The sequence below is a fragment of the Microcoleus sp. BROC3 genome (assembly GCF_036702515.1).
Lineage (GTDB): Bacteria > Cyanobacteriota > Cyanobacteriia > Cyanobacteriales > Microcoleaceae > Microcoleus.
This window is the reverse complement of the sequence record NZ_JAUBTQ010000078.1, coordinates 1-24,438: the sequence shown is the minus strand read 5'-3', so window position 1 is coordinate 24,438 and position 24,438 is coordinate 1. Positions and strand designations below refer to the sequence as shown.

Sequence of the window (24,438 nt, the reverse complement as noted above, 5' to 3'; positions counted from 1 at the left end):
GGGATTTTAAAATCCCAAAAGCCTTTCGACCCCAATTATTTGACTGCTACCCCTTGACAGGTCAAGACAGTATCTACAAATTTATATTTTTAAAATCACGGGAGTAATTACAATGGAACCTGACAAAGTTATCACTATCTTTCTCAAATGGCTGCACGAAAATCCGAGTATCTTCATGCCGACAGCCTGGAAAAAATTACCCCAATTAGAGGAAGAAATAGCAGAATCCGCAGATGAGGAATTGTTTCCCATTGCTTTCACTATCAGCAAGTGGTGTGGCAAGAATGGATTGGGAGACGCATTAAGAGATTGTCTGCGGAAAGAAATCGACGACGCGGGCGAACCCACCCCAAGTACAACACCGCCACTAACCAATATCACTCAAACTCTGCGTCAAAGCATTGAAGATAGCTACAAAAAACTTCAAGAAATCGCACTAGATAATCAATCAGATACCAGCAATGACTCCAAGTAGCAAAATTTATGCCCCCAATGTCTATTTATTTGCCTTTCACCTCTGCCAACCTCTAGAATCAGAGTCGAGTTCCCCTGTGGAATTCGCCCGTTTGTGGCAGAAGTGCGATGAGATTTTGCAAACTAAATTAGCAGTCGGTACGGCATTCAACGGCAGCTACTTGTCCAAAAAAGACGAACCTGCCGGATGGCGAGTTAACCTGATTAATAAAGAAAAAGAAGTTGTTGGCAACCGGAATTCTCTCCCCTTTGCTAAGAATATTTCCCACGATAATCAGCAAATTAATCTCAAAGGTTTCGCCCAACCGCTGCGGATTGATGACAGCTACGCTTTGGGTTTACAAATTCGCGTTCCCGAAAAACTTAACGGCATTAAAACACCTGCTGTCGATGTTAGCATTTTCAAGGAATTTAATCCCGATAACTGCTTGCTGCCGGATTTCGTGCAGAGTTATTTCGGGCAAACTCTGCTGCTTACAGCTTGGCTGAGTGTCGAACAAAATCAGGCGGCGCGGGCAGATTCGCAGTTTCTCCAAGCTTTAGGCAAACAGTGTCTGGAAAAGTTGATTTCCGGTCAAAATCTGCCCGATTTTTACCGTCAAGGCGAATTGTTCGGTAGCCCGATTTTAGAATACGGCAATCCGAGTCGGCAAGAGACCGACTGCCACGTTATCGTCTGGTTTTTCAACAGTTCCGCAACTGATGAAATCTGGGATGAGACGCGGTACAGCGATTTTATGGATTTGTTTTTGTACCGAAATAAGATTCTTCGCGCTTATCACGACAGCCGCAAACTTTACCTGGTGACTCGCGAGGAATACAAACAAATTGAACTGGATATTGACAAGACTTTTAAGTATTTGCAGCGAGATCAAGCTCAGCAGAGGCAATCGAAAGGTGCGGGTTTAAAGGAGGAAGAATTAAAATATCTGGAAGCTCAGATGATTGAGATGCCACCTCGCGCTGTGAAGTATGCCCGAATGCTGATTGATTTGGAGTTTCGCCAAAATACGATCGCCATTAACGCCCAGAATTACCAAGATAAATTAAATCAAATAAGTCTTGACATCAAAGCAGCTAAAAAGTACAATGATAGTGATGCCAATTTAAGTTTTCTCGAAACATTCAGCAAAGAAACTTGCCCGCAGTTTCAAAGGCAGATTCAAGCAGATTTAGGCTATTTCAAACACGGTTCCGGCTTGCTAGACCAAGCAACCGAGGCAATTAGAGCTATTGTGGCGATCGAAGAAGCTTATCGGAATGCCAAACTAGAGGTAACGATTCAAGCTGTCGGCTTTGGTTTGGGAGTAGCCGGGGTAGTGGCTGGAAGTTCTCCTTATTTAATTAAACAAGACCCGCCGAATCAAATAGTTGCTTTGCCTTTGCCTTTCCTGAAGGTGGGAATTAATTCTTTTGCCTTCGTATTGTTGATTAGTATCGGTGCGGGGTTTGGGGTTTCGCTTTTGGTTATGTGGAGTGGCAAGTTCAAGAATCTACTAGGTAAGTTCAAGAATCTACTAAGTAGAAATAAACAGTTGCCGCCGCCATAATCCCGGTTCCGGGCGGGCAAATCACCCGCCCCAGAAAAAGATTAACCTTAATATTGAGGTACAGATGGGTCTACTTCTTCACTCCAAGCAGTAATCCCGCCCTTAACATTAATCCCCTCAATTCCGGCTTCCTTCAAAATCCCCAAAGCCTTCGCAGAACGTCCGCCCATTTTGCAGTGTGCAATCAAGCGGTGTCCGTTCAACAATTCCTTGACCTTGGCAACACCTGCGCCGTGTTCGATATCCGGCAAAGGAACCAAAACCGACCCAGGAATTTGACAAATTTGATACTCGTTGGGATTGCGAACATCCAACAATACAAAATCCTTCGCACCGCTATCGATTAACTCTTTAAGTTCCGTGACAGTCATCTCAGGAATTTGCGTTTGCTGACTTGCTTCCTGCGCTTTTGCTTGAGGAATGCCGCAGAATTGTTCGTAATCGATTAACTTTTCAATTACCGGGCGCACTGGATTCGGCCGCAGTTTCAATTGCCGGAACGTCATATCTAAGGCATTGTAAAGCAACAATCTGCCGCTCAAAGTAGTGCCTTGACCCAAGATAATTTTGATAGCTTCTGTTGCTTGGATAGAACCGACAACTCCGCACAAAACGCCTAAAACGCCGCCTTCTGCACAAGAAGGAACCATCCCAGGAGGGGGGGGTTCCGGGTACAAATCGCGGTAATTCGGGCCGCCTTCGTAGTTGAAAACTGTTGCTTGTCCTTCAAATCGGAAGATAGAACCGTAGACGTTCGGCTTGTTTAAAAGCACGCAAACGTCGTTCATCAAATAGCGAGTCGGGAAGTTGTCCGTCCCGTCGATGATGATATCGTAAGGAGTGGCAATGTCGATCGCATTTTCCGAACTAACGCGAGTTTCGTACAAATCAACTTGACAAAAAGGATTAATTTCTAAAATCCGATTTTTAGCAGACTCAATCTTCGGTTTCCCAACCCAAGAAGTGCCGTGAATTACTTGCCGCTGCAAATTGGAATGGTCTACAACATCAAAGTCTACAATCCCAATGCGGCCAACACCGGCGGCGGCTAAATACAGCAGCAGCGGCGAACCGAGACCTCCCGTACCGATGCAGAGCACGCTGGCAGCTTTGAGACGCTTCTGCCCTTCCAATCCAACTTCTGGCAGGATGAGGTGGCGAGAGTAGCGTTCGTATTCTTGTTTGTTGAGCTGGATCTCGTCCAGATTAGGATTTAGCATGATATTGTGTGTAGCGCAGATTTTGAATTATATCCTATCTGAATCTTTCGCATTTTTACGTGTTTGTTATTTTTACTAATTATTTCTTAATCTCAGTCGGTTCCAGTGCGAGAATTTCCTCTGCTTGAAAGTTCCCCTCTCCGTCAAGACTCCAACTGCGGAGGTCTTCTGAACAGCCTTGTCGGACTGACACAATGATGTAAGAGTATTCGGCCCAGGCTAATGTCCGATCGCACTCTGAGGGCACTGCGGGACAATCCGTGTGAGAATGATATATGCCGATAATATCCAGAGTGCGATCGCGCCCATGTTTCATCGCCCGCAACATATCTTCGGGTCGGATAGCATATCTGCGTCTTTCTGTCAATCCTTTTTGTTCAGGCCAATTCTCTTCAGCCTCAGAACTCCAAGCATTGTCAGTCGGCCAAACTTCTACCACAGTTTTAACATCGCCACTAACTCGACCGAGCAACAAACCGCAGCATTCTTCAGGATAAGCGCTTTCGGCGTGGGTGCGGATGGATAAAATGTGAGAGTCGGAAAGTGCGATCGGCTGCATAGGATTTTATTGTAGTTTTTTTTGTAAAGTGCGATCGGGCTTTTTTAACGAACCGCGAAGACGTGAAGGAAACGTTCGGCGAAGCCGTTCCCGAAGGGTAGGAAGAGAAGAGAAGGGAAGAGAAAGAGCTCACAAAAGTAACATAATTAATTACCTGCACTTAGATATCTAAACGTTAGATTTTTCTTCCAATATTTCTCACCCTTCTTCTCTGTGTCCTCTGCGCCCTCTGCGGTTCATAAAAAAATGTAGGGTGCGCCATGCGCACCTTACGGATGAATTTAATTAATGCCATCAAGTCGGAGTTTGCTGCAACTCAGGTCGCTCATCTGGAACGATCGCACCTTCAACAGGACACACCTGCAAACAAATACCGCAGTCAATACAGGTATCAAAATCAATCCAAAACCAATCAGTACCCTTGACATTTTTGCCGGGACCAGGGTGAATACAAGCAACCGGACAAGCGCCAACGCAATCAGCAATTCCCTCGCAAATATTCGTAACAATAGTGTGTGCCATAGTGTTCTCTCAAAACATTTTAGGTAGATAGGGAATTAGCAATTAGCAATTGGCAAAACCTTCTATCAATCAGCAGGATACATAATATCATATCGGGTGATTTTTAACCAATTACCAACTACTAATTACCAATTACTAATTAGCCTAATTTACCGTTTCAATTGTTGGGAATCCCTCGGCATTTACCCAAGCAATTTGAGCAATTCGTCGATCGCGCGCGTATTCCCGCGCCGACTCTGCTGTCTCCCGACTCTCTAAATCTATTTCTACCCGAACTAGGTGAGTAGACTCTCGGAGTTTGCGAGCGTAAGCAAACGCGGCGGCACTAGCTTCAGGAGTTTGAGCCACAACCAACCAGTCGCTAGCTGGCGTCTGAGTGGGCAATTGCCCCTCTGTCAGCAAAACTTGGTGCAAATCTTCAATATTCAGACAAAACCCAATGCCGGGGGAATTTTGCCCTTGGGGATCGAACAGTCCCAACAGTTGGTCGTAGCGTCCCCCTTGTCCTAAAACTCGCTGTCCTGTCTTGCTGCTGCTGACAACTTCAAACACAATTCCAGTGTAGTAGTCAAATGTTTGAATTAAACTCAAATCGAGGTGAATGTGGGATTTTAGATTGGGGATTTTTGATTGACATTGGTGCAGCAATTCGATCGCCGATTTGAGATTGTTTAACGCGGCTTGCTGCGGCAAATCTAAATCTAGTTTGGCAACAATTGGCAACACGTTTTCTGGGCGGCCGCGCAAGTCAAATAACAGCAGAGCTCTTTCTCGCAATTCGGTTGACAGCGGCAAAGTTTCCAAGGCAATTCGATCGAGATTGGCGATCGCCCCCCGAACTTTTTGGCGCACATTTGGCGGAAACGGTTCCAGCAATCTTGCAGTCAAGCCCGCTTCTCCCAAAACCAAATGCCAGCCATCAATTCCCAAGCTCTGCAAGCACTCAGACAGCAGCAGCAGCACTTCTGCATCCGCAACCGTCCCCCCCGCGCCGAGCAGCTCTACCCCAGCTTGATAGAACTCCTGTTGCCCGCCTGAGCCAGTATCTGGGCCTTTGCGGAACACGTTGGCGTTGTAGTAGAGGCGCTGAGGCTGCCAGCGAGTCCCGGCCATCCGCATCGCAGCCGCCCGGGCGATCGATGCTGTCAATTCCGGCCGCAAACCCAGTTCTCCATCCTCGGCGTCTTGCAGTTGAATTAAGGTCGATCGGTCGATCGCGCCCCCAGCCATCAAAGTCTCCAGCCTTTCTAGAGTAGAAGTAATAATCCGGTGATAGCCCCAGCGGTGAAAAACCTGCTGCAAGCGCCGTTCGATCGAAATTTTTTGAGCAACGTCAAGGGGCAATAAATCTCTTGCACCGGATGGGGGTTGGTGAACCATATCAATTTTAGATTTTAGACTTTAGAAGATTTTAGATTGGGCTTAGAAGCTTAGCTTTATGGACGGTGTTAAAGTCTAACGAGGCAAGCTTAACATTTGACTTTAACAAATTAAGGTGTCATATCAATTTTAGATTTTAGATTTTAGATTTTAGATTGGGCCCAGAGGCTTAGCTTTAGGGAACGGTGTTAAAGTCGAAGCAGGCAAGCTTAACATTCGACTTTAACAAATTCAGGCGTCATATCCTTTTCGTTTCCATCGAAATAATCATTTTCCCCGTCAGTGCGATCGTCCCGCTCTTTCTGGAGCACCCGATCTCGCGGGACGATCGCACTGACGGTATAATTCCGACTGCGATCGGATGTGATCTCACCAATTCTTGATTCTTTTGAGCGAGATCACTTCACTACTGAGCAGTTTACCAATTTCTAAATATTGCCAACTCACAACTCACAACTTCTCACTTCTTCTTCCCGCCAAACAAACTTGCAAAAAATCCTGGTTTATCATCACCTTTTTTTGCTTTTGCGGAAGCTTGTTCCAGCTTTTTCTTAACCTCCAAAGCCGTCGGTTCTTCAGGATTTGATGCCAAAGCTTTGTTCATCTCAAGTTTTGCCATTGTGGCTTGATTTTGTTCGAGGTAACACATTGCTAACAAAGCGTGGGCCTTGCTGTGTTTCGGATCGCGCTTCAGGGCTTCCCTCAACTCCAAACTTGCTTTAGCGTAATTTTTGCTGTCCATAAATCCTTGAGCTCGGCGGCAATAGGGTTCGGCAGGCGAGCCTGTTGCCGGAGTTGGGGTTGGGGTTGGGGTTGGGGTTGGAGTGGGGGTTGGGGTTGGGGGGTCTGTTTTTTTTACATCGGTTGGGGCTTGGCGCTCTTTTCGCAGCAGGTAAACCATGTTAAGTTCGCTAATTTGATCGATCGCCTCTTGCGTTTCCTTAACTGATTCGTACTGCTTGAGAGCGAGTTTGCTAACTGCTGTTTTGTAAGCTTCTTCCCAATCTTTAGCGGTAGCTAACTGTTTGGCGGCTTCGCTTTCAATTTGCATTTTCGCCTGTTCTTTAACAACGCGCTTGCCGATGGCTGCTAATAGCAGGCTGTATTCTTTGCGATCGCTTTCCTTGGAGAATTTGTTGTAAGCCGGATTGACTACTTTTGACAAAAATTGGTTAGCCCAATCTTTATCGGCTTGGCTTTCAAAAGAGCAAGTATCCGAATGCAACCGGCGGGCGATTTTCATGTAGCGCTTGCGGATGTCGTTAAACTCGGCGTCTAAGGGAATTCCCAAAATTGCGTGCTGATCTGTAAAGTCATACTTGAACAGCCCTTTTGTCATTTCAAAAGACATAACTTTTACTCTTCCTTTCCTGGCTTTTCACTATTCTTTAATGTAGCTTGAGTCAAGGGGTTGTGACCCCCGTACTACCCCCGATCTATTGCTGGGAGGCGCTACTTCCAAGAAGATAAGGGAGGAACTGCTAGCAGTGCGCTGCTGAGTTCGGCGTGTATTTTGCCGTTTGTGGCCAAAATCCGACCCGAGTTCATCTCAAAGGCACTGCCGTCATAAGCTGTAATTTGACCTCCCGCTTCGGAGACGATGACTACACCTGCTGCTACGTCCCAAGGGGCGAGTCCCCGTTCCCAGTATCCGTCCGATCGCCCCATCGCGAGGTGTGCCAGGTCTAGGGATGCGGAACCGCTGCGGCGCACGCCTTGGGTGAGGTGGGTAAGGTGACAGAATTCGGCATAGTTATTGTCTGCTGTTTCGCGCCGATCGTATGCAAAGCCAGTGACTAGCAAGCTGGTTCTCAATTCTGAGATTTGGGAAACTTCGATCTGCGAACGGTTGCAGGTTGCTCCCAATCCTTTGCCTGCCCGAAATAATTCATTATGAAAAGGGTCGTAAATTACTCCAATTTGTGGTATGCCGTCGATTAAAAGTCCGATCGACACGGCCCAAAAAGGATATTGGTGAGCAAAATTGGTTGTGCCGTCCAAAGGGTCGATCGCCCACAGGTATTTGCTGCTGGCATCCCCTAATTTGCCGGATTCTTCGGCGAGGATGGCGTGGTCGGGTACGTGGCGGCCGAGAATTTCTAAGATGACGGCTTCTGAGGCTTTGTCGGCTTCTGTCACTAAATCGCCCGATCGACCTTTTTCTTGAATTTTTTCTAATTTTCCGCAGAAAGATTTCAGGACGGAACCGGCGGCTAGGGCTGCTTCGGTGGCTATTTCTAAGAAGTTTTGCAGTTGATTGTCAGTCATTAGGAAGAGGGAAGTACGAACCGCGAAGACGCGAAGGACACGAAGGAAGATGGAAGATGGAAGAGGCAAGAATAACTGGTTCCTAGGCTTTGCCTGGGAACCTATATCTAGAGGCTCTGCCTCGGCTGAAAAAAATGGAGGCAGAGCCTCCGGATCTGCGTTCTCAGGCAGAGCCTAGGAACGAGCGGACATGACTACTGACTAATGACTATTGCCGATTTTGCTGGCGAAATTCTGCGGGAGTTTGGCGCAATGCTCGTTCTGGATTCCACAGACCTTTACCCATGAGTCTCGCCCATTCTTGAGCGTTCGCGAGTCGCTGCTGGTATTTGGTGTTGGGCGATCGAACTGAGGCCAGGGCATAACCTTCTTTTATTAGCTGTTCGTTGAGCAAAATTTTATCTTGCCACAAGTAGGCTAGTTTGCGATCGAACTGGTCTTTCTCTTCGATGTCTGATTCTAACAATACCTGTTTTCCCCCAGTTAGCTGTTCTAGTCTTTGTTTGGCTGCTTCTCCCCAAGGCTGCTGTTTTAAATCCGGTGCATCAATACCAATCAGCCTGACTTGTTCTAATAAGGCTATTTTGTCGGCTGTACTGATAACTTCGATTGTTTGCCCGCTGATGGCCCTTTCTACTTTGGCGATCGTACCTTGGGGCATTTCTGGTTTTTGGCAGCTAGCTAGCAACAGACAAAGGGCGATCGCACATAACCGATAGAGCATGGATAATTGGTAGTTGATAATTTATCAAATTGCCTTATTCTTCATCCAACGGCAAACCGGCTTTAACTTTACCTTTGCCGAAGTAACGGCCGAATTGCAGTTCGTACACTTCGTCTTCGTCTTGCGTCTCTACCTCGATGTTGGAACGGGGATAGCTGACGCACAGCAGGGCATAACCTTCTTTTTGCAGTTCCACAGAAAGCCCCATTGCTTCTGGCTGGTGCAATTCGCCCGACTTGACGCGCACCGCACAGGCGGTACAAGCGCCGTTGCGGCAGGAAAAGGGCAATTCTACTCCTTGGTTTTCGGCGCTTTGGAGGATGTAGCGGTCTTCGGGTACTCGCACGGTCTGGCGATCGCCTGTCTGTCTGTTATGAATTTTAATTGTGTAAGAGTTAGTCATGGAATTTTAGATTTTAGATTTTAGATTTTAGATTGGGGTTGGCGGGGCAAGATCCTTGAAATGAATGGGTTTGCGACCCACAGAGAAGAACCCAAGCCTGCCCGTTTTACACCCTACCCATATTAAACAGCAAATTTATGCCGTTACCCCTTCCCAAATCAGATTTGTTCTGCTAAGATAGTTTAGCTGTGGCTAAATGAATGAATTTAGCCCTGGAGAGGTGGCCGAGCGGTTGAAGGCGCACGCCTGGAAAGTGTGTTTAGGGCAACTTAACGAGGGTTCGAATCCCTCCCTCTCCGTTAAACAAGCTGTTAAGGAAAAAAAACAGCTTGCCAAAAAAATCTCTGATATGAGGTTAGAGTCGATAGGGGTATTTCTAGCCCTACCTCTCCTTCAGAACCGGACGTGAAACTGTTGGGTAAGAGAGCATACGTCGCCGTATCTCCCTCGTCGGGTAAGGTTCGAGCGTCGCCGCTCTCCCCTCCTCTGAGAACGCAGCATGAGAGTTTCCAACTCACTGCGCTCAAGCCTAACTTAAGGCCTTTTGAGACTGGGTTTGAGTTTTGGAATGTACCTGTTTGTGACAAGCTAGATGGACGTGCTGTAGGTTGTACTCGTCGTCAGTACCGCCTTTAGCAACAGGTACTATGTGGTGGGTTTCTATTTCCTCTCCATTTAACAATAGCTCTCCGCAGATAGGACAAGTCCAGTTTTGATTTTGAGCGATGGAATAGTATTTACTGCCCTTACTCCAGTATGATTTGCCTAGTCTTTGGTTTCGATTGAGCCAATATTCTTGTTGAAGAGGGTTGTCAGGTGAAGTATTCCCTTTAACCTTTATGTGAGGTTCGATGGGCGTGTACGCTATCTGGTAAAGAGTAATAATTTTCTCTTTTCCTCGGCGGTCGCTAATTATGGTAGCGAACGTCCATTTATTGCCTTTGATGGTTTTAAAGTATCTTTTTCTGACCCACTTTGTGTTTTTCTTAGGATGTTGGCGTTTACACCACCGCCAGAGGTATTCCCATACCCTGTGTGAAATGTAACTGAAGGTTTGCTTGCTAACTACCCCTCTATAGTAGTTGGCAAAACCCCGCTCGAATCGGATTCAGCTTTCTAATTATTGCCTCTTGGTTACTCCCATCCAGACTTTTTATCTCTTGACCGATTCTCTTGCAAAAATTGAGAACTTTAGGTTTTGAGGGTTTGATTAACAGTTTTCTGTTGTAATGTCTGAGGTTATAACCCAAGAAGTCGAAGCCATCTTCTATTGACGTGATTAACGTCTTCTGGACACTGAGTTCGAGTCCTTGTTCGGACATCCACGCTTGAATCTGGATTTTGGCAGTTTCGAGACTTCCTTTGTCTCTAGCTGTGACAATAAAGTCATCAGCATATCTGACCACGCCTAGTCGGTGGTTGGTGGATTTTATATATGTTTCTAATCCATGCAGTCCGATGTTGGCTAGAAGTGGGGAGATGACTCCTCCCTGTGGTGTGCCCGTCTCTGTGGGGTTTAGTTTTCCTTTGAGAACAAATCCAGCTTTTAACCATCCTTCGATTAGTCCTCTTTTAGGAAAGTTACTAATCATTTTTAGGATAGATTCATGGGCGATGTTGTCAAAAAAGCCTTTTATATCAGCTTCAAGAACCCATTTATCATTGCTACCTCTGGGATTGTCACTTAATCTGGTGAATGATTGTTCGATAGCATCTTGACAACTTCTGCCCGGTCGGAACCCATAGGAATTGGGTTCAAATCTAGCTTCCCACTCAGGTTCCAGTGTATTTTTAACTATTGCCTGCATGACTCTATCCCTGACGGTTGGGATACCGAGGTGACGCATTTTGCCATTTTTATTGGGGATTTCTACTCGCCGAACAGGTTTTTGATTTCCACCCCTCCATGTATTAACAAATTGCACTCTTTGGGCTGGTGAATTGATTACCTCCTTATCAATACCCGCAGTTTGTTTACCTTGATTGGTTTGAGTGATTTGTCGGAAAGACAATAATAGGTTGGCGTAACTTCTTAGCATCAATTTTTGCAAGTTTCTCAACTTGCGAAAATTACCAGTCTCTGAGGCACGAAAGATTCTTCGACGTAGATTTCTCACGCCTTTACTCATCTGTCTCCAGTTAATCTGGCTCCAATCTTTCAGCCGTTCTCTTTGTCCGTTTACGGTCATTTTCATGGCAGGAGCTAACTTGTCATTGAGTTCGATTTCTTTGTCTTTTCTTCTATTCGTGTTAGACCGAGGTTAAGTCTGCTATTACTTTCGTTCAGGAGCAAATTTTGAACTCCTATCTGAATCATTACAACTCAGCATTCGCTTTTTAACCCTTCCTCTATCCGACCGAGTGTTGTGTCCTCGTTACCTTAGACCTACTAGGAGTATTCGACCTCTCCTAGACTCTGTAGGACTTACCCTGTCGTATCGTTTGGTTTTACATTCTCGGTTAGGTGCTATCTAGTTCAGCGATGGGTTTAAGTTCACACGACTCATAAATAAGGGAGTTATAAATCCACCCATAATGTCCTATCAGCCTTATTTGGACACTCCCGGTATTACGCCGTTTAAAGATAGTTCACTTTCGTTCACCATTCGAGAACTCTCTCTAGCTCCTGACCGACTTAGGCTGTCAGCTTCGGCTACAGTCGGGTAAGGTTCGAGCGTCGCCGCTCTCCCCTCCCCTAAGAACGCAGCATGAGAGTTTCCAACTCACTGCGCTCAAGCCTTACTTCAAGCGAGATTTGACTTGGGTTTTATGTACCTGCTTGTGGCACGGGCTGTGCAGGTGCTGAAGATTTTCCATGTCGTCCGTTCCACCTTCAGTAATAGGCACTATATGATGGGTTTCGATTTCCTCTCCGTTGAATAGTGCTTCGCCACATTTTGGACATTTCCAGCCTTGGTTTTCTGCTATCGTATAAAGTTTAGTACCTTTATCGAAGCGGGTTTTCCCAAGCTTTTGGTGGCGTTTATCCCAATACTCTTTTAACGAGGGGTCGTCTGGGCTAGCGTCACCCTTGACTTTTATGTGGCGTTCGATGGGAGTAGATGCAATTTGGTAGAGGACAAGTTCTTTGTCCTGTCCTCGTCTGTTGCTTGTGGAGCAAGCGAATATCCACCGATTACCTTTAATTGTCTTGAAGTAACGTTTGCGAACCCATTTTTTATTCTTATTGGGGTGTCTACGCTTTGCCCAACGCCAAAGGTATTGCCACAGTCTGTAGGAGATGTAGCTAAAGGTTTCTTTGCTAACTACACCTTTGTAGTAGTTAGCAAAACCTCTGAGAATTGGATTGAGCTTTCTGATTAGAACTTCCTGTTCTACACCATTGAGGTTTTTGATTTCCTTGCCTAACCGCTTACAAAAGGCTAACACCTTCTTTTTCGACGGCTTGATTAGGAGTTTACCATCGTAGTGTCGGGAATTGAACCCCAGAAAGTCGAAGCCATCTTCCATTGACGTGATAACCGTCTTCTCAGTGCTTAGTTCAAGATCTCGTTTGGACATCCATGTTTGAATCAAGGTTTGAGCTATTTCGAGACTTTGCTTGTCTTTAGCCGTAACGATAAAGTCATCAGCGTATCTCACCACTCCAAGTTTCTTATTGGTGGCTTTTATGTAGGTTTCTAAGCCATGCAATCCGATATTGGCAAGTAGCGGCGAGATTACGCCGCCTTGTGGTGTGCCTTGTTCCGTAGGATTAAATTTTCCTTGGAACACAAACCCTGCTTTTAACCATCCTTTGATGAGTTCCCTTTTGGGGAAGTTACCCATCATGTTCAGGATGGATTCATGGGCAATGTTGTCGAAGAATCCCTTGATGTCAGCTTCTAGAACCCATTTGTCAATACGCCCTTTTTTCTTGTTTTGTGCCAGTCTAATGTACACCTGGTCTATGGCATCTTGACAACTTCTTCCCGGTCGGAAACCATACGAGTGTTGCTCAAATACGGCTTCCCATTCGGGTTCTAATGCGTTCTTTACTATTGCCTGCTCGATTCTGTCGCGCACGGTCGGGATGCCGAGCGGTCGTTTCTTACCATTGGGCTTCGGTATCTCCACCCTTCGGGTTGGTTTGAGGTTACCCCCATCCCAATTATTTACCAGAATCACTCGTTGCTTTGGGGTATTGACCACTTCTGTGTCAATTCCTGCCGTTGCTTTACCTTGGTTGGTCTGAGTGATACGTCGAACCGACAATAGCAAGTTTGCGTAGCTCCGTAGCATTAACTTCTGTAAGCTCCGTAGCCTACGGAAGTCACCAAATCTTCTCGCACGAAAGATTCTTTGACGTAGGTTTCTAACAAGCTTGTTAACTTTCTGCCAGTTAATCTGGCTCCAATCTTCAAGTCGTCTCTTCAGTCCGTTTGTTGCCAGTGATGACACCATCTAACTTATCCTCAGATTGGATTCCTTTGTCAGATTTGCTTCCGTATAAGACCCAGAGGAAGTCTGCTTTCCTTTCGGTCAGGGATGATGTTTCAACCCCTATCTGGCTTATTACTAGCCATCATTCGCTTTTTCCTCCATCCTTTACCCTCCTGGAATTTCTGCCTCCGTTACCTTTGGCTTACTATTGGTATCGACCTCCAATAGACCCAGCAGGGTTTACCCTGTTGTATCGTCTAGATTTTCAATCTTCTTTAGGTGCTATCTATCCTGCGGTGGGATTTTGTTCACACAATTTATGGACACGAAAACCATAAATCCTTCCACTTACCTTTTGGTTTAGAGCCTGTCAGCCTTATTTGGCTCTTTTGCAGATGACGCAGTTTAAGCGATAGTTAACTTTCGTTCACCATAGAAGGTTACCCTCTTGCTCCTAACAGGCGTTGGGCTGCTAGCTTCGGCTACTTGCGGGGTCTGCACTCCGACTGTTTCGTTACCTACTTGGTCGTGACCGGACTCGCTTTGAGTCTTTTCCGTGAGGGTGGAGGGTGTGAATCCTCTAGGGAAGTCGGCTTCCCGTTCTAAACGACCAGTTCAGGTCGCGCTTCGTGGTCTGCACTCCAGTTGTTTCGTTACCTACTTGACCGTGACCGGACTCTGATAATAGAGTCTTTTACGTGAGAGTAAGGGGTGTGAATCCCTTAGTGGAGTAGGCTCCACGTGCCAAACGACCTTTGAGGTCGCGCCCCTTTGAACCGGACTTGACACTTGTCGCATCATCCGGCCGGGGCCTTTGCCTTCACAGTACGTTTACCACTGTGTACCACTTTATGACAGATTTTGTGTAGGTGCTGGAGATTGTCGATGTCATCCGAGCCTCCTTTTGTCATTGGTACTATGTGATGTGTTTCGATAGCTTCACCATTGCTAAGATATTCGCCACAGATAGGGCATTTCCCTCCTTGATTTTGGGCAATTTGGTAATACTTCGACCCTTTTTCCCAGATGGTTTTCCCAGATTTTGCGGCTCTTTTAGCCCAGTATTTTGTGAGGTTGGGGTCGTCTGGGGATGCTGTTCCTTTTACCTTTATGTGGCGTTCGATGGGTATTTTAGCTATGTTAAATAGGCTAATTTCCTTGTTGTTACCTTTTCTGTCCTTGACATTGCAGGTAAACTCCCACCCTTTGCCTCTAATTTTAAAGTATCGGTTGGCAATCCACCGTTTGCTCTTGTTTGGGTGTCGCCGTTTTGCCCATCGCCAAAGTGAATACCATACCTCAGAACTGATGTAGCTAAACACTTCTTTGCTGACGGCATGGCGATAGTAGTTTCCCAAGCCTCGAAGTTTGGGGTTTAATTGTTCAATGACAACTTTCTGTTCTATCGTTTTATTTCTTTTGAGCCATTCCCTGATTTCCTTAAGGAATTTCAGGACTTTCTCTTTTTGCGGTTTGATCGGTAGTTTGCCCTTGTATTGTCTGAGATTGAACCCAAGAAAATTAAATCCTTCGCTGATGTGCACGATTCGGGTTTTCTCCCTATTTAGTTGTAACCCTTTGTTGGATAGCCATTGTTCGATTTCAGGTCGGATTTTCTCTATGTCTTCTTGACAGGTAGCGGTGACGATGAAGTCGTCTGCGTATCGGACGAAACCATATCTATCGGATTTGTATGAGCCTTTGACCTTCTTGAATTGGCTCAAGAAGTTTTCCCGACCCTGTAAGCCGATATTTGCCAGTAGGGGGCTGATAATGCCTCCTTGTGGCGTTCCGCTTTGTGTTTCATGAAGTTTTCCCTTGTCTATGTATCCTGCTTTTAACCATTGCTTGATTAGGCTGCGGGCGGGGAAATTCCCTATGGAATGTAGAATGGTTTCATGAGTGATATTATCGAAGAATCCTGATAGGTCGGCATCCAGAACCCATGTGTCTCTATTACCTTGTAGGCGTAGAAAACACTGCTCAATGGCATCGTGGCAACTTCTTCCGACTCTGAATCCATAACTGTTTGCCTCGAAAAGAGCTTCCCAGATTGGTTCGAGAGCGTTCTTAACTATGGCTTGTGCTACTCTATCCTTGATGGTGGGGATGCCTAATGGTCTTTGCTTCCCATTGGCTTTTGGTATATATACTCTTTTGGTGGGTTTAACCTTCCATAGTGTGTGCTGCCCCATTTCTCGGATGAGTTTTACCCGTTGTTCAGGTGTTAATGCTACCTCCTTGTCCACACCTGCTGTTCGTTTTCCTTGATTCAGTTGGGTAACTTTACGCACTGACAAAATTAGATTGTCGAAGCTTCTTAACATCAGTTTTGTGAGGCTTCTGACCTGATTCCACTGACAGTTCTGTGTGGCACGATAAATCAGTTTCCTCAGATTCTTAACATTCTTGACGATTGATTTCCATTCAATCTGTGACCAGTCGTTAAGTTGTCCAGAGCCTCCGATAACCATAGTGGTTTCCATCTTTCAATCTCCGTTTAGTTTCTTTGAATCCTGTTTATCGTTTAAGACCTGTCAGAAGTGGGCTACCATTTTCAGGCGGTGTGATGTTGGGATATTCCTCAACCCTTATCCTCTGCATTACACAGGGCGTTCGCTTTCTCTGACTTCCTTTACCCCCTAGACAATTCGGCTGTGATTACTCTTGGCTTACTCTCTTGTTTCGACCTTAAGAGAGAGTCTATTGGGCTTACCGTGTTTCGCTTTTGATGACCTGCGAAAAAGGTTAGGGTTCGACTCATACTCCGATAGCTTTTTGAACTTCTTTATTAGACAGCGAAACTTCTAATAATCAGCTATTTACCTTTTGGTTAAGGTATTCCAGCCTGATTTCACCTTTTCGTGTATCACGGAGCTAGATTAGTCGTTTACTTATCGTTAACCCTTCCTTTTCTTCCTCTTGCATACACTACCGATTTAGGCTATCAGCTTAGATGCTTGTGTGGTCTGCACTCCAACGATTTTATTACTTACTTTCGTTGTGACCGGACTCGGATTGAGTCTTTTACACGAGGACTGAGGAGAAGTACCCCAGAGAGAGACGGCTCTCTACTCATCAAATGCGACTTTGCACGTCGCGCTTCACCGCACTCGGCTCCTTGATATCTCCACCCTTGGGTTGAGTCGATGGGAGGTAGTCGGGTAAGGTTCGAGAGTCACCTCTGTCTCCTCCGCTAAGAGGGTGTTTGAAAAGTCGGTCAGGCAGTAAAAAAGCTCACGGGCGTGTACGCTGCGAATAAGTAGTACACAGCACGCCCGTGAGCGACATGAGTAAAGCTTATCCCAGCAACTTGACTGGCGATCGATTTGAATTGCACGGGCGAGATGATTCCCGCCTTACTACCCGGTGGTCGTCCGCGTGAAGTCGATATGTGGGAGATTCGATGGTGCCATTTTCTACATCCTCTGTGAGGGGTGTCGTTGGGGGGCCTTGCGGGAGTGACTTTCCAGTGAAAGCAGACGGTGTACACCTACTTTCGCAACTGGCGTAAAGATGGGACTTGGGTGAGGATTCCTGACAAGTTACGGGAGTGGGTGAGAGTAGAACAGGGACGCCTCCCCGTGCCCGTCGTCCGCCATCATTGATAGTCAAAGTGTCAAGAGTGCAGCGGGGGTGGGTCAATCAGTGGGCTACGATGCAGGCAAGCAAATTAAAGGCCGCAAACGATTTATGACAGTCGATACTATGAGATTGGTATTGCGGGTCAAGGTTACAGCAGCCCGTGTGCCAGAACGATAAGGCGGTAAACAAATGCTCAAACAGGTCAAGCAGATGAGCAAAGGGGTATAGAGACTGCATACCATTTGGGCTGATGGTGGCTTCGACGGGAATCCATTCATGATGTGGGTAATGGATGTTTGCCAGTAAACCCAAGCAGGTGGTGCTGCGACGCCTTGCAAACCAAAGGGTTCGTGTTACTCAAAAAAAGGTGGGTGGTAGAACGAACGTTTGGTTGGCTGATGGGGTGCCGCCGAGTAGTTAGATACTATGAGTTATTGCCAGAAACCGAGCGAGACATTTATCTACTGGGCGATGATCCGTATGATGGTGAGGCGGTTGGCATAAATTTTGCCCCCTCAAAACTTTTCAAACATCCTCCACCGCACGGGCAACGCCAGCCAGGGAAATACGTTCCAGCAACAAGCGGTCAATCAATTGCCGGGTTGCTCAATGGCTCACCTTTTTCTGAGGATGCAAGGGCAAATTGTCACCCACAATCATGACACTTAAATCGCTGTTTACCGTTGTGGATGCGACCATTTTTGATGGTTCGGGAAGAGGCATAGGTTGGACAGGCAGGCATGAGCAGAGGAGAAGGAAAGAAACTTTACTCCTATATCATTACATCTTGAACACTACCTATTGACTATTCAAGCTGAAGCAGTAAGCTGTTGTGCCTTTAAATAGGGTATAATAAAAATTTAGTTTAGTCAATTAAGGGAGCATCCCGGTTTTGCAAATATGCAGAAGTATGATATTTTTGTAAACTTTTTCAAGCTCCCTACTAGAACTTTGCCGAAAAATATGTTTTAGGGTCAATGAGTTATTTTCGAGCCGTTGCAGAATAGAGGAAATCAAGAGTTACAATAGTCAAGGAATAATTTTTAGGAATCCAACATGACACCGGACGAACAAGAACGTTTACAAGCCTATACTGCTGAAATTGCCAAAATTTTATATAAAAACACTCCCCCCGAGGCATTAGATAGCTGGGAAAGAATAGAAAGACACCTGAGAAAACAATGGCTTGAAATGGTGGGACCCCAAGTCGCTTTTTTTTTATCAAAGAAACAACGGGAACAGACAAAGGACGTCCCCGAACCGTAAAAAGCTGTGTGGGTGAGTTAACAATAACTGAAAAACAAGCGGAACAATTAAACCTAAAAAAATCGACTCAATTGGCTCCATTATTTGAAAAATGCTGCCTGCGACAAGTAGCAAACTTATCATATTCCAAGGCGTCCCAAGAAATGGAAGTACAGACGGGAGTTAAGATAGGTCATACCACTTTACATAGATTGGTAGAAAACCAACAATTGGTCGAACCAAGAGCCGAATCCCCCATTCAAGAAACCAGCGTAGACGGAGGGAAAGTTCGGATGAGAAGACCAAAAGGGGAGGGGTGTCACTGGCTTGATTATAAAGCTGTTCGGCTTCATGACAGCTTTTATGCTGGATATTTTCAAGAAAATGAAGTCTTGATTGATTATGTCAATCGTCAGCCGTTAAATTCCCTACTGACTTGTCAGACGGCGATGGACACGATGGGATTTGGAATCTCATCGCTAAATTTAATCCAGATGGCAATCGCCGAGAAATCTTAGACTGGTTCCATTTACTTGAAAATCTCCATAAAGTAGGAGGGTCTAACAAACGACTAGCACAAGCGAAAAATTTGTTGTGGCAGGGTCGTGTAGATGAAACAATTAAGTTGTTTGAGTTGTGCCGTCGCCGTCAAGCGGAAAACTTTTGTAACTACCTAAAAAAACATCGACATCGAATCGTAAACTATCAACTCTTGTCCACTCAAAAAATTTGCTCGCCGAGGTTCGGGAGCTGTGGAATCGTCGGTGAAACAGATTGATAGAAGATTGAAAATTTCCGGCGCTCAGTGGCGAGATGAAAATATTAATCAAATGCTTAAACTGAGGTGTGCTTACTTGAATAATTTAATAATCTAGAAGTTTATAGACGCCTGCTTCTTTTCCATTCTCCTAGCTTCACTTTAGATGTTCCTACAAGCCTGTTTTGTTAGGGTAGGGCGAAAATTTTGGCGTTCTTTTATATAGTTGAGAGCGAAAAGTTTTGTACTATATCATACTTTTACTCATTTACAAAACCGGGATGCTCCCGTCAATTAATACAAAAATGCCAGCCAAAAATCATCTCAATCCCAAACAAATAGAGAAACTACAAAAAGCCTTAAGAGAGGAAGAAAAAGCAAATGTTAGAGAAATAATTCTGATTATATTATTGCTCAATGACGGAAAAACACAATCTAAAATCGCTGATTTTTTGGGTTGTTAAGTCAATAAAGTATCTTATTGGTGTATGAAGGGAGACCCCGACAATTTAGAAAGTCTAATAGATGAAAGGATGAAGGGAAATCATAAAAAAGCCACAGATAAATATATAGAAATATTATTAGATAGAAACCAGAGAAAAATATCCTCAAGAATTAGGATATGATTTGGGAGGATGGACAGCGCAGAGATTAGCAACATTCTTAGAAGAATGCACAGAAACAAAATTAAGTGGAGGACAAGTTCGGAGGATATTAAAGCAAAAAAAGTATGTTTATATCTGGGCAAAGTATAGCCTAGCATCCAAGAGGAATCCCGAAAAAAGAACAGCGTTTAAAATAAAAATTGCCGAATATTTAAAAACATAAAAAGAATCGCCAGAACTGTTACAGGTATGGTTTTGGGACGATAGTGGATTTAGTTTAAGAGTCACCATAAGAAAAAAATGGTGTAAAAAAGGCAGCCGAAAAAAGGTCAGAGGAGACCGAAGAAAAGGCAGAGTGAATGTAATGGGAGGAGTGAGGAATTCGGATAAAAAAAGGTGGGTAGAGTTCCTAAATAAAGGTAATTCATATAATTTTTATCAAGTGCTAAAAATCTTTTATGAAGAGCTAATCTATGAATGGGTATCAGCAGGTAATCAAGCCTCAGAATTTGCTGAAAAAGGAACGAAAATAGTGATTGTTCTTGATCATGCTAGTTTTCATAAAAAAGAAGAGTACTAGAACTTACGCATTGACAAAAATCACAAAATATGCTTACTCTAGTTGAGAGATGCGCGAAGAAAGGTACAAAACCATCCGACAACTGACAAAGCCATCCACGGCGGTTTGCCACCTTGACATCTATACTTTGTTTCTACTAGCCGAGCCCAAGTATAGTGGCTGCTGCCGTTTGGCAGAAATCCTGGAAAATGTCTCCCATGACAGCATCAATCGTTTCCTTTTACGGGAACGATACGAGCCGCTTGATTTATTTGAAATGGTAAAAACAAAGATTGAACTCGTAGGAGGAATCTTAAGTGGTGACGATACGCTGATAGAAAAACCTTATTCAGCTCCGGATAAAGCTGATTTAATTGGATATTTTTGGTCGGGAGTTCACCACCGACCTATAAAAGGGATCAACCTGATTACACTCTACTATACTGACCTGACTGGCCTATCAGTTCCTGTTAATTATCGCATCTATGATAAACGGGAGGGAAAAACTAAAAATCAATATTTAAGAGAAATGATAGCTGAGGTGGAATCCTGGGGCTTAACCCCAAAATTTGTGACAGGAGATAGTTGGTACTCAAGTCGAGAAAATCTCCAGTTCTTAAAAAACAAGGAGCTGGGCTTTTTGATGAGAGTCGCTAAAAATAGAAAAGTCTGCATCCAGTCTGGACAATGGGTTCAAGTTAGTACAATTGATATTCCTCCTGATGGGTTAGTCGTTCATCTCAAGCAATTTGGCCAGGTAAGGTTGTATAAAAAATACTTCAAAAAACAGGGGGAGATATCTTATATTATATTCCTGCCAAAACTTGACGAATTATCCCAATTGACTCAACAGGACTTCAAGGAAATTCACTCCATTCATTGGGGCATAGAAACGTATCATAGATCTGTCAAACAAGTGTGTGGTATCGGACGGTTTATGGTTAGACAATCCCGGCGATTTGCACTCATATTTTCTGTGCAATTAGAGCCTTTACCCAGTTGGAACTAATGCGAGCTGAAGACTTAATAGAAAATTGGTATGAAATCCAAAGAAATCTTTACTTAAAAGTAGCCCGTGACTTTATTGTTTCACACTTGTCCGAGAAAGTCAACTGTCATACACATAGTTCGTTTTCTGTCAATGCGTAAGTCCTAAGTACCTGAAAAAACTTGAAACAGAAATGCCTAATCTTCATTTATAATTCCTCCCCGGATACAGCCCAGACTATAACTTAGCTGAATTAGTATGGCATTCGACAAAAGAATATATTGCCAATCGACTTTTTACATCAATTGAAGAGCTAGAGTATTTATTGCATCGTCTCTTAAATGCAGGAGAATTAATAATTAGGGCTTGCTGAATAAGTGCTGAAAAGTTCACCACGCCTTGCGCTTCAATCGCCCGAGCGCTGGTGGTAAGTGCAAAGAAAACAGGTAAAATAGCACAGAACCCTTGCACCACCGTTGACAGTTGTGTACCGAAAAATTGACCCCGACGGCACCCCACCAGAAAGCTTTGAATTCCCTCACGGGGGAAAATTAGCCTCAGATAACCGTTGGGTAATGATGGCTCAACTGATACCGTGGTCGGAATTTGAAGCAGAATACGCTCAAAATTTCGCTCAATCTATGGGAGCGCCAGCTTGCATCTTTTCGGATGGCATTGGGGGCATTAATCATCAAGGAAAAATTAGGAACCAGCGCTCGCAAAACTGTGGAACAAATCAGAGAAAACCCATACCTGCAGTAATTTAGAGGTTTTTCATCATACAGTAATGAAATTCAGTTTGACGCATCGCTATTGGTTCACTTTAGGCAAAGAATAAGTGTTAACCTCGCCCGTCAAAGTGAACCAAAAGATGGTGAAAAAAATCCGAGAAGCCACCACCACTAAATCGGGAGCATCCCACTTTGGCAGTCAGTATAAATACTCAGACAATTGTCTGGCTAAGCTGATGGCATAATAGAAAGCAGATAAATTACCATAATCCAAGTTCGCATGACCCCAGAAGAACAGTAGAAGATCAAAATAAATCTCCAAGAAATAGCAGAGATCCTTTATAAGAATACCCCAGTAGACAATCTACAAAGCTTTGAATCCGTAGAACTGAGTGTGAGGGAACATTTAATTGAGACAGTAGCACCAGAAATTAGCGGTTTTTTTTTCACTCGGCGGGGGGAAAAGGTTCGGGTAGAAAAAGAACCATAAAAAGTTGTGTAGGAGAAATAACTATATCGAGTAAACAAGCCCAAAGGCTGGGAGTAAAGAAGGGAAGTCGTCTGAGTCCTAATTTGGAAAAATGTTGTTTATTATTAGTGGGAAATGAATCTTTTGCCAATCCCGAGAGAGACCTCAAAATGTTGACAGGAATTTATGTACCGCACACTACACAACATCGACTATTAGAGCGTTACGAATTCTCCTCGGCTCAAGCTACGGAGCAAGTAGAAGCATTAAGTATAGACGGAGGAAATGTCAGACTGAGAACTCATGAAGGAGAAGAAAGTATCTGGAGGAACTATAAGGCGGTTAAGGTACATCGCCTTTGTAGGGGCAGCTTTTTTCCAAAATAATCCAGATTTAGTGGCATGGGTAAATAGCCAACCTCAAAGTGAAGCGATAACCTGCTTGGGGGATGGTCATGATGGGGTGTGGAATCTGTTTAAGCAAATTGGGACTATTGAGAAAAGAAGAGAGGTACTCGATTGGTATCAGGGGAATAGAAAATCTACATATAGCAATCCTAAATGATTCACAAAATCTTACAAATTACAATGGTTGTCGACTATAATAATACTTGTCCACTGGATATTAGTGAAAAAACAATATGTCTGAGCAGCAATCTTTAAAAAAGTTAAGGGATTTTATCGATAGCAACCCCGACTAAGCGTGAATTGAAGCGAGCTTTAGCCGTAATGATGTGGATTGAGGGCGTACCTTGCTCTGAAATTAAAAAAATATTAAATGTATCAGCAACATTTATCAGTCAATGTAAAATAAAAATTATCAAAGATGGAGTTAAAGAATTAAAGCTGAAATATCAAGGGTCAAAAGCATATCTAAGTCGAGAACAACGCCGGGAAATTATCAATTACTTAGATGCTCAAGAGTATTTGAGCTTACAGGAGCTTCTGGAATACATAGAAGACAAGTATGATGTTCGCTTCAAATCAAGTCAAAGCTATTCTACATTGCTTGATGAAGCCAAGATTAGCTGTCAGAAAACTCAAAAGAAGAATCCCAAAAAAAACGATAAATTGGTAGAAACCAAGAAGATAGAAATAGAGAGAATATTAGAAGAAAACCGAGAAGAGATAGAAGCGGGAATACTTGTGGTGTATATGATTGATGAATGTCATCTGAAGAGGGGCGATGTCTGTGGATATGTTTGGGGAAAGACTAATACAAGAGTAGAAGTGCCCATGACAAATCAGAGAGAAAGACAAACATATTTTGGTGCTTTCAATTATCAAACAAAACAATTTTTTGTGCGAGAATATGGAGCAGGAAATTCCGCAAATACAGTTTTGTTTGTAAAATACCTTCAAAGTCTAAATACAGGAGCGAGAATTTTAATATTTTGGGATGGGGCAAGTTATCATAAATACGCCGAAATGCGAGAATATCTTGGCCTAGTTAATCAGGACTTAGAAAAATCTGAATGGTTGATAAGATGTGAATTATTTGCACAACCATGCACCTGAGCAAAACCCTGTAGAAGATATTTGGCTGCAAGGTAAAAGATTTCTGAGATAAAATTGGCAGTTATGTAAATCTTTCTCACTTATTAAAAAACTATTCATGCTTGTAACTCATTGTCAGACTTTTAATTTTCCCAAGCTAGAGATGTATGGCTTTTTTTATAACAACCCTGAATTAATACCAAGTTAATCCGGATTAGTGAAGCCCAAGATTTTTGCAATTGATTTAGGATTGCTATAGAGTAGGAGGTTCGCTCAAACGACTGAGGAGAGCGAAGAACCAACTGTGGCAAGGAGCAACAGTAGAAGCTATAGCTGAGTTTATAGGAGTTAGAGCTAAAGAAAGTAAAAATTTCCAGAATTATCTCCGAAAACATCAGTCAAGAATCCCAGATTACCAGAATTATCAACAGCAGGGTATTGATATTGGTTCGGGAGCTGTAGAGTCTTTAATTAAACAGATTGGAGCAAGAATTAAGATTGTAGGTGCACAGTGGAACGA

Annotated in this window: 19 protein-coding genes, 1 tRNA gene and 7 pseudogenes; 14 read left to right on the top strand and 13 right to left on the bottom strand. The window is 44.1% G+C overall.

Translation table 11 applies throughout. From position 1 onward, the window contains the following. Positions 1-112: 112 nt before the first annotated feature. Positions 113-475 carry a hypothetical protein gene (locus QUB30_RS30285; RefSeq protein WP_333341538.1) on the top strand — a complete coding sequence of 121 codons (363 nt, stop codon included), beginning with the start codon at positions 113-115 and terminating at the stop codon, positions 473-475. Beyond that, complete coding sequence (locus QUB30_RS30280) at positions 462-2,024, top strand: hypothetical protein (RefSeq protein WP_333341536.1); 1,563 nt, start codon at positions 462-464, stop codon at positions 2,022-2,024. Before QUB30_RS30285 ends, QUB30_RS30280 begins: the two co-directional genes overlap by 14 nt. Positions 2,025-2,071: 47 nt before the next feature. On the opposite strand, the gene moeB is transcribed toward QUB30_RS30280, so the two are convergent. The 8 genes from moeB to QUB30_RS30240 form a co-directional block, all read right to left on the bottom strand. Further along, entirely contained in the window at positions 2,072-3,244 is a 1,173-nt protein-coding gene (gene moeB, locus QUB30_RS30275; protein ID WP_190743852.1) for a molybdopterin-synthase adenylyltransferase MoeB, read from the bottom strand. Positions 3,245-3,323: 79 nt separating this feature from the next. Continuing rightward, on the bottom strand, positions 3,324-3,803 hold the full coding sequence (locus QUB30_RS30270; protein WP_333341534.1) for a M67 family metallopeptidase: 480 nt from the start codon (positions 3,801-3,803) through the stop codon (positions 3,324-3,326). 294 nt (positions 3,804-4,097) lie between these two features. After that, positions 4,098-4,325 carry a ferredoxin family protein gene (locus QUB30_RS30265; protein WP_333054336.1) on the bottom strand — a complete coding sequence of 76 codons (228 nt, stop codon included), beginning with the start codon at positions 4,323-4,325 and terminating at the stop codon, positions 4,098-4,100. 144 nt (positions 4,326-4,469) lie between these two features. Further along, positions 4,470-5,705 (bottom strand): ATP phosphoribosyltransferase regulatory subunit, encoded by a 1,236-nt coding sequence (locus tag QUB30_RS30260; RefSeq protein ID WP_333341532.1) that lies wholly within the window; start codon positions 5,703-5,705, stop codon positions 4,470-4,472. A 460-nt stretch (positions 5,706-6,165) separates the two neighbouring features. Next, on the bottom strand, positions 6,166-7,056 hold the full coding sequence (locus QUB30_RS30255; RefSeq protein ID WP_333341530.1) for a tetratricopeptide repeat protein: 891 nt from the start codon (positions 7,054-7,056) through the stop codon (positions 6,166-6,168). A gap of 101 nt (positions 7,057-7,157) precedes the next feature. Beyond that, on the bottom strand, positions 7,158-7,973 hold the full coding sequence (locus tag QUB30_RS30250; protein WP_333341529.1) for an inositol monophosphatase family protein: 816 nt from the start codon (positions 7,971-7,973) through the stop codon (positions 7,158-7,160). Positions 7,974-8,181: 208 nt separating this feature from the next. Next, the gene (locus QUB30_RS30245) at positions 8,182-8,697 is read right to left on the bottom strand and encodes a thermonuclease family protein (RefSeq protein WP_333341527.1); all 516 of its coding nucleotides are present in this window, start codon (positions 8,695-8,697) and stop codon (positions 8,182-8,184) included. Between the two features lie 34 nt (positions 8,698-8,731). Then, a complete protein-coding gene (locus tag QUB30_RS30240) occupies positions 8,732-9,100 on the bottom strand; it encodes a 2Fe-2S iron-sulfur cluster-binding protein (RefSeq protein WP_333341525.1) in 369 nt (122 codons plus the stop codon). A 214-nt stretch (positions 9,101-9,314) separates the two neighbouring features. Between QUB30_RS30240 and QUB30_RS30235 the strand changes: the two genes are divergently transcribed. Next, positions 9,315-9,399, top strand: a tRNA-Ser gene (locus QUB30_RS30235). 230 nt (positions 9,400-9,629) lie between these two features. Here QUB30_RS30235 and QUB30_RS30230 read toward each other — a convergent pair. The 4 genes from QUB30_RS30230 to ltrA (QUB30_RS30215) form a co-directional block, all read right to left on the bottom strand. Further along, the gene (locus QUB30_RS30230; RefSeq protein WP_333341523.1) at positions 9,630-9,782 is read right to left on the bottom strand and encodes an HNH endonuclease; all 153 of its coding nucleotides are present in this window, start codon (positions 9,780-9,782) and stop codon (positions 9,630-9,632) included. A 391-nt stretch (positions 9,783-10,173) separates the two neighbouring features. Continuing rightward, positions 10,174-11,295, bottom strand: a complete 1,122-nt coding sequence (gene ltrA, locus QUB30_RS30225; protein ID WP_333341521.1) for a group II intron reverse transcriptase/maturase — start codon at positions 11,293-11,295, stop codon at positions 10,174-10,176. A 544-nt stretch (positions 11,296-11,839) separates the two neighbouring features. Next, positions 11,840-13,504, bottom strand: coding sequence for a group II intron reverse transcriptase/maturase (gene ltrA / locus QUB30_RS30220; RefSeq protein WP_333341519.1), 1,665 nt, complete (start codon positions 13,502-13,504; stop codon positions 11,840-11,842). Between the two features lie 776 nt (positions 13,505-14,280). Further along, positions 14,281-15,969: a group II intron reverse transcriptase/maturase gene (ltrA, locus tag QUB30_RS30215; RefSeq protein WP_333341517.1), complete on the bottom strand. Its 1,689-nt coding sequence runs from the start codon at positions 15,967-15,969 to the stop codon at positions 14,281-14,283. Between the two features lie 803 nt (positions 15,970-16,772). Between ltrA (QUB30_RS30215) and QUB30_RS30210 the strand changes: the two are divergent. Beyond that, positions 16,773-17,572: pseudogene (locus tag QUB30_RS30210) on the top strand (IS5 family transposase). 142 nt (positions 17,573-17,714) lie between these two features. On the opposite strand, the gene QUB30_RS34015 reads toward QUB30_RS30210, so the two are convergent. Continuing rightward, positions 17,715-17,810, bottom strand: a complete 96-nt coding sequence (locus QUB30_RS34015) for a transposase-like zinc-binding domain-containing protein (RefSeq protein ID WP_445300565.1) — start codon at positions 17,808-17,810, stop codon at positions 17,715-17,717. A gap of 314 nt (positions 17,811-18,124) precedes the next feature. Between QUB30_RS34015 and QUB30_RS30205 the strand changes: the two are divergent. The 10 genes and pseudogenes from QUB30_RS30205 to QUB30_RS30160 form a co-directional block, all read left to right on the top strand. Beyond that, positions 18,125-19,188 (top strand): annotated as a pseudogene (locus QUB30_RS30205) (ISKra4 family transposase). A 187-nt stretch (positions 19,189-19,375) separates the two neighbouring features. Next, positions 19,376-19,534 (top strand): hypothetical protein, encoded by a 159-nt coding sequence (locus QUB30_RS30200; RefSeq protein ID WP_333341515.1) that lies wholly within the window; start codon positions 19,376-19,378, stop codon positions 19,532-19,534. 163 nt (positions 19,535-19,697) lie between these two features. After that, positions 19,698-19,898, top strand: a complete 201-nt coding sequence (locus QUB30_RS30195) for a winged helix-turn-helix domain-containing protein (protein WP_333341513.1) — start codon at positions 19,698-19,700, stop codon at positions 19,896-19,898. Between the two features lie 15 nt (positions 19,899-19,913). Next, positions 19,914-20,255, top strand: a complete 342-nt coding sequence (locus tag QUB30_RS30190; RefSeq protein WP_333341541.1) for a transposase — start codon at positions 19,914-19,916, stop codon at positions 20,253-20,255. A 73-nt stretch (positions 20,256-20,328) separates the two neighbouring features. Further along, positions 20,329-21,383: pseudogene (locus tag QUB30_RS30185) on the top strand (IS701 family transposase). Between the two features lie 23 nt (positions 21,384-21,406). Then, positions 21,407-21,595, top strand: a pseudogene (locus QUB30_RS30180) (transposase); the annotation flags it as partial. 112 nt (positions 21,596-21,707) lie between these two features. Further along, positions 21,708-22,114: pseudogene (locus tag QUB30_RS30175) on the top strand (transposase); the annotation flags it as partial. A gap of 611 nt (positions 22,115-22,725) precedes the next feature. After that, positions 22,726-22,986 (top strand): hypothetical protein, encoded by a 261-nt coding sequence (locus QUB30_RS30170; protein ID WP_333341511.1) that lies wholly within the window; start codon positions 22,726-22,728, stop codon positions 22,984-22,986. Positions 22,987-23,062: 76 nt separating this feature from the next. Then, positions 23,063-24,126: pseudogene (locus QUB30_RS30165) on the top strand (IS630 family transposase). Positions 24,127-24,172: 46 nt separating this feature from the next. Next, positions 24,173-24,438: pseudogene (locus QUB30_RS30160) on the top strand (hypothetical protein); the annotation flags it as partial.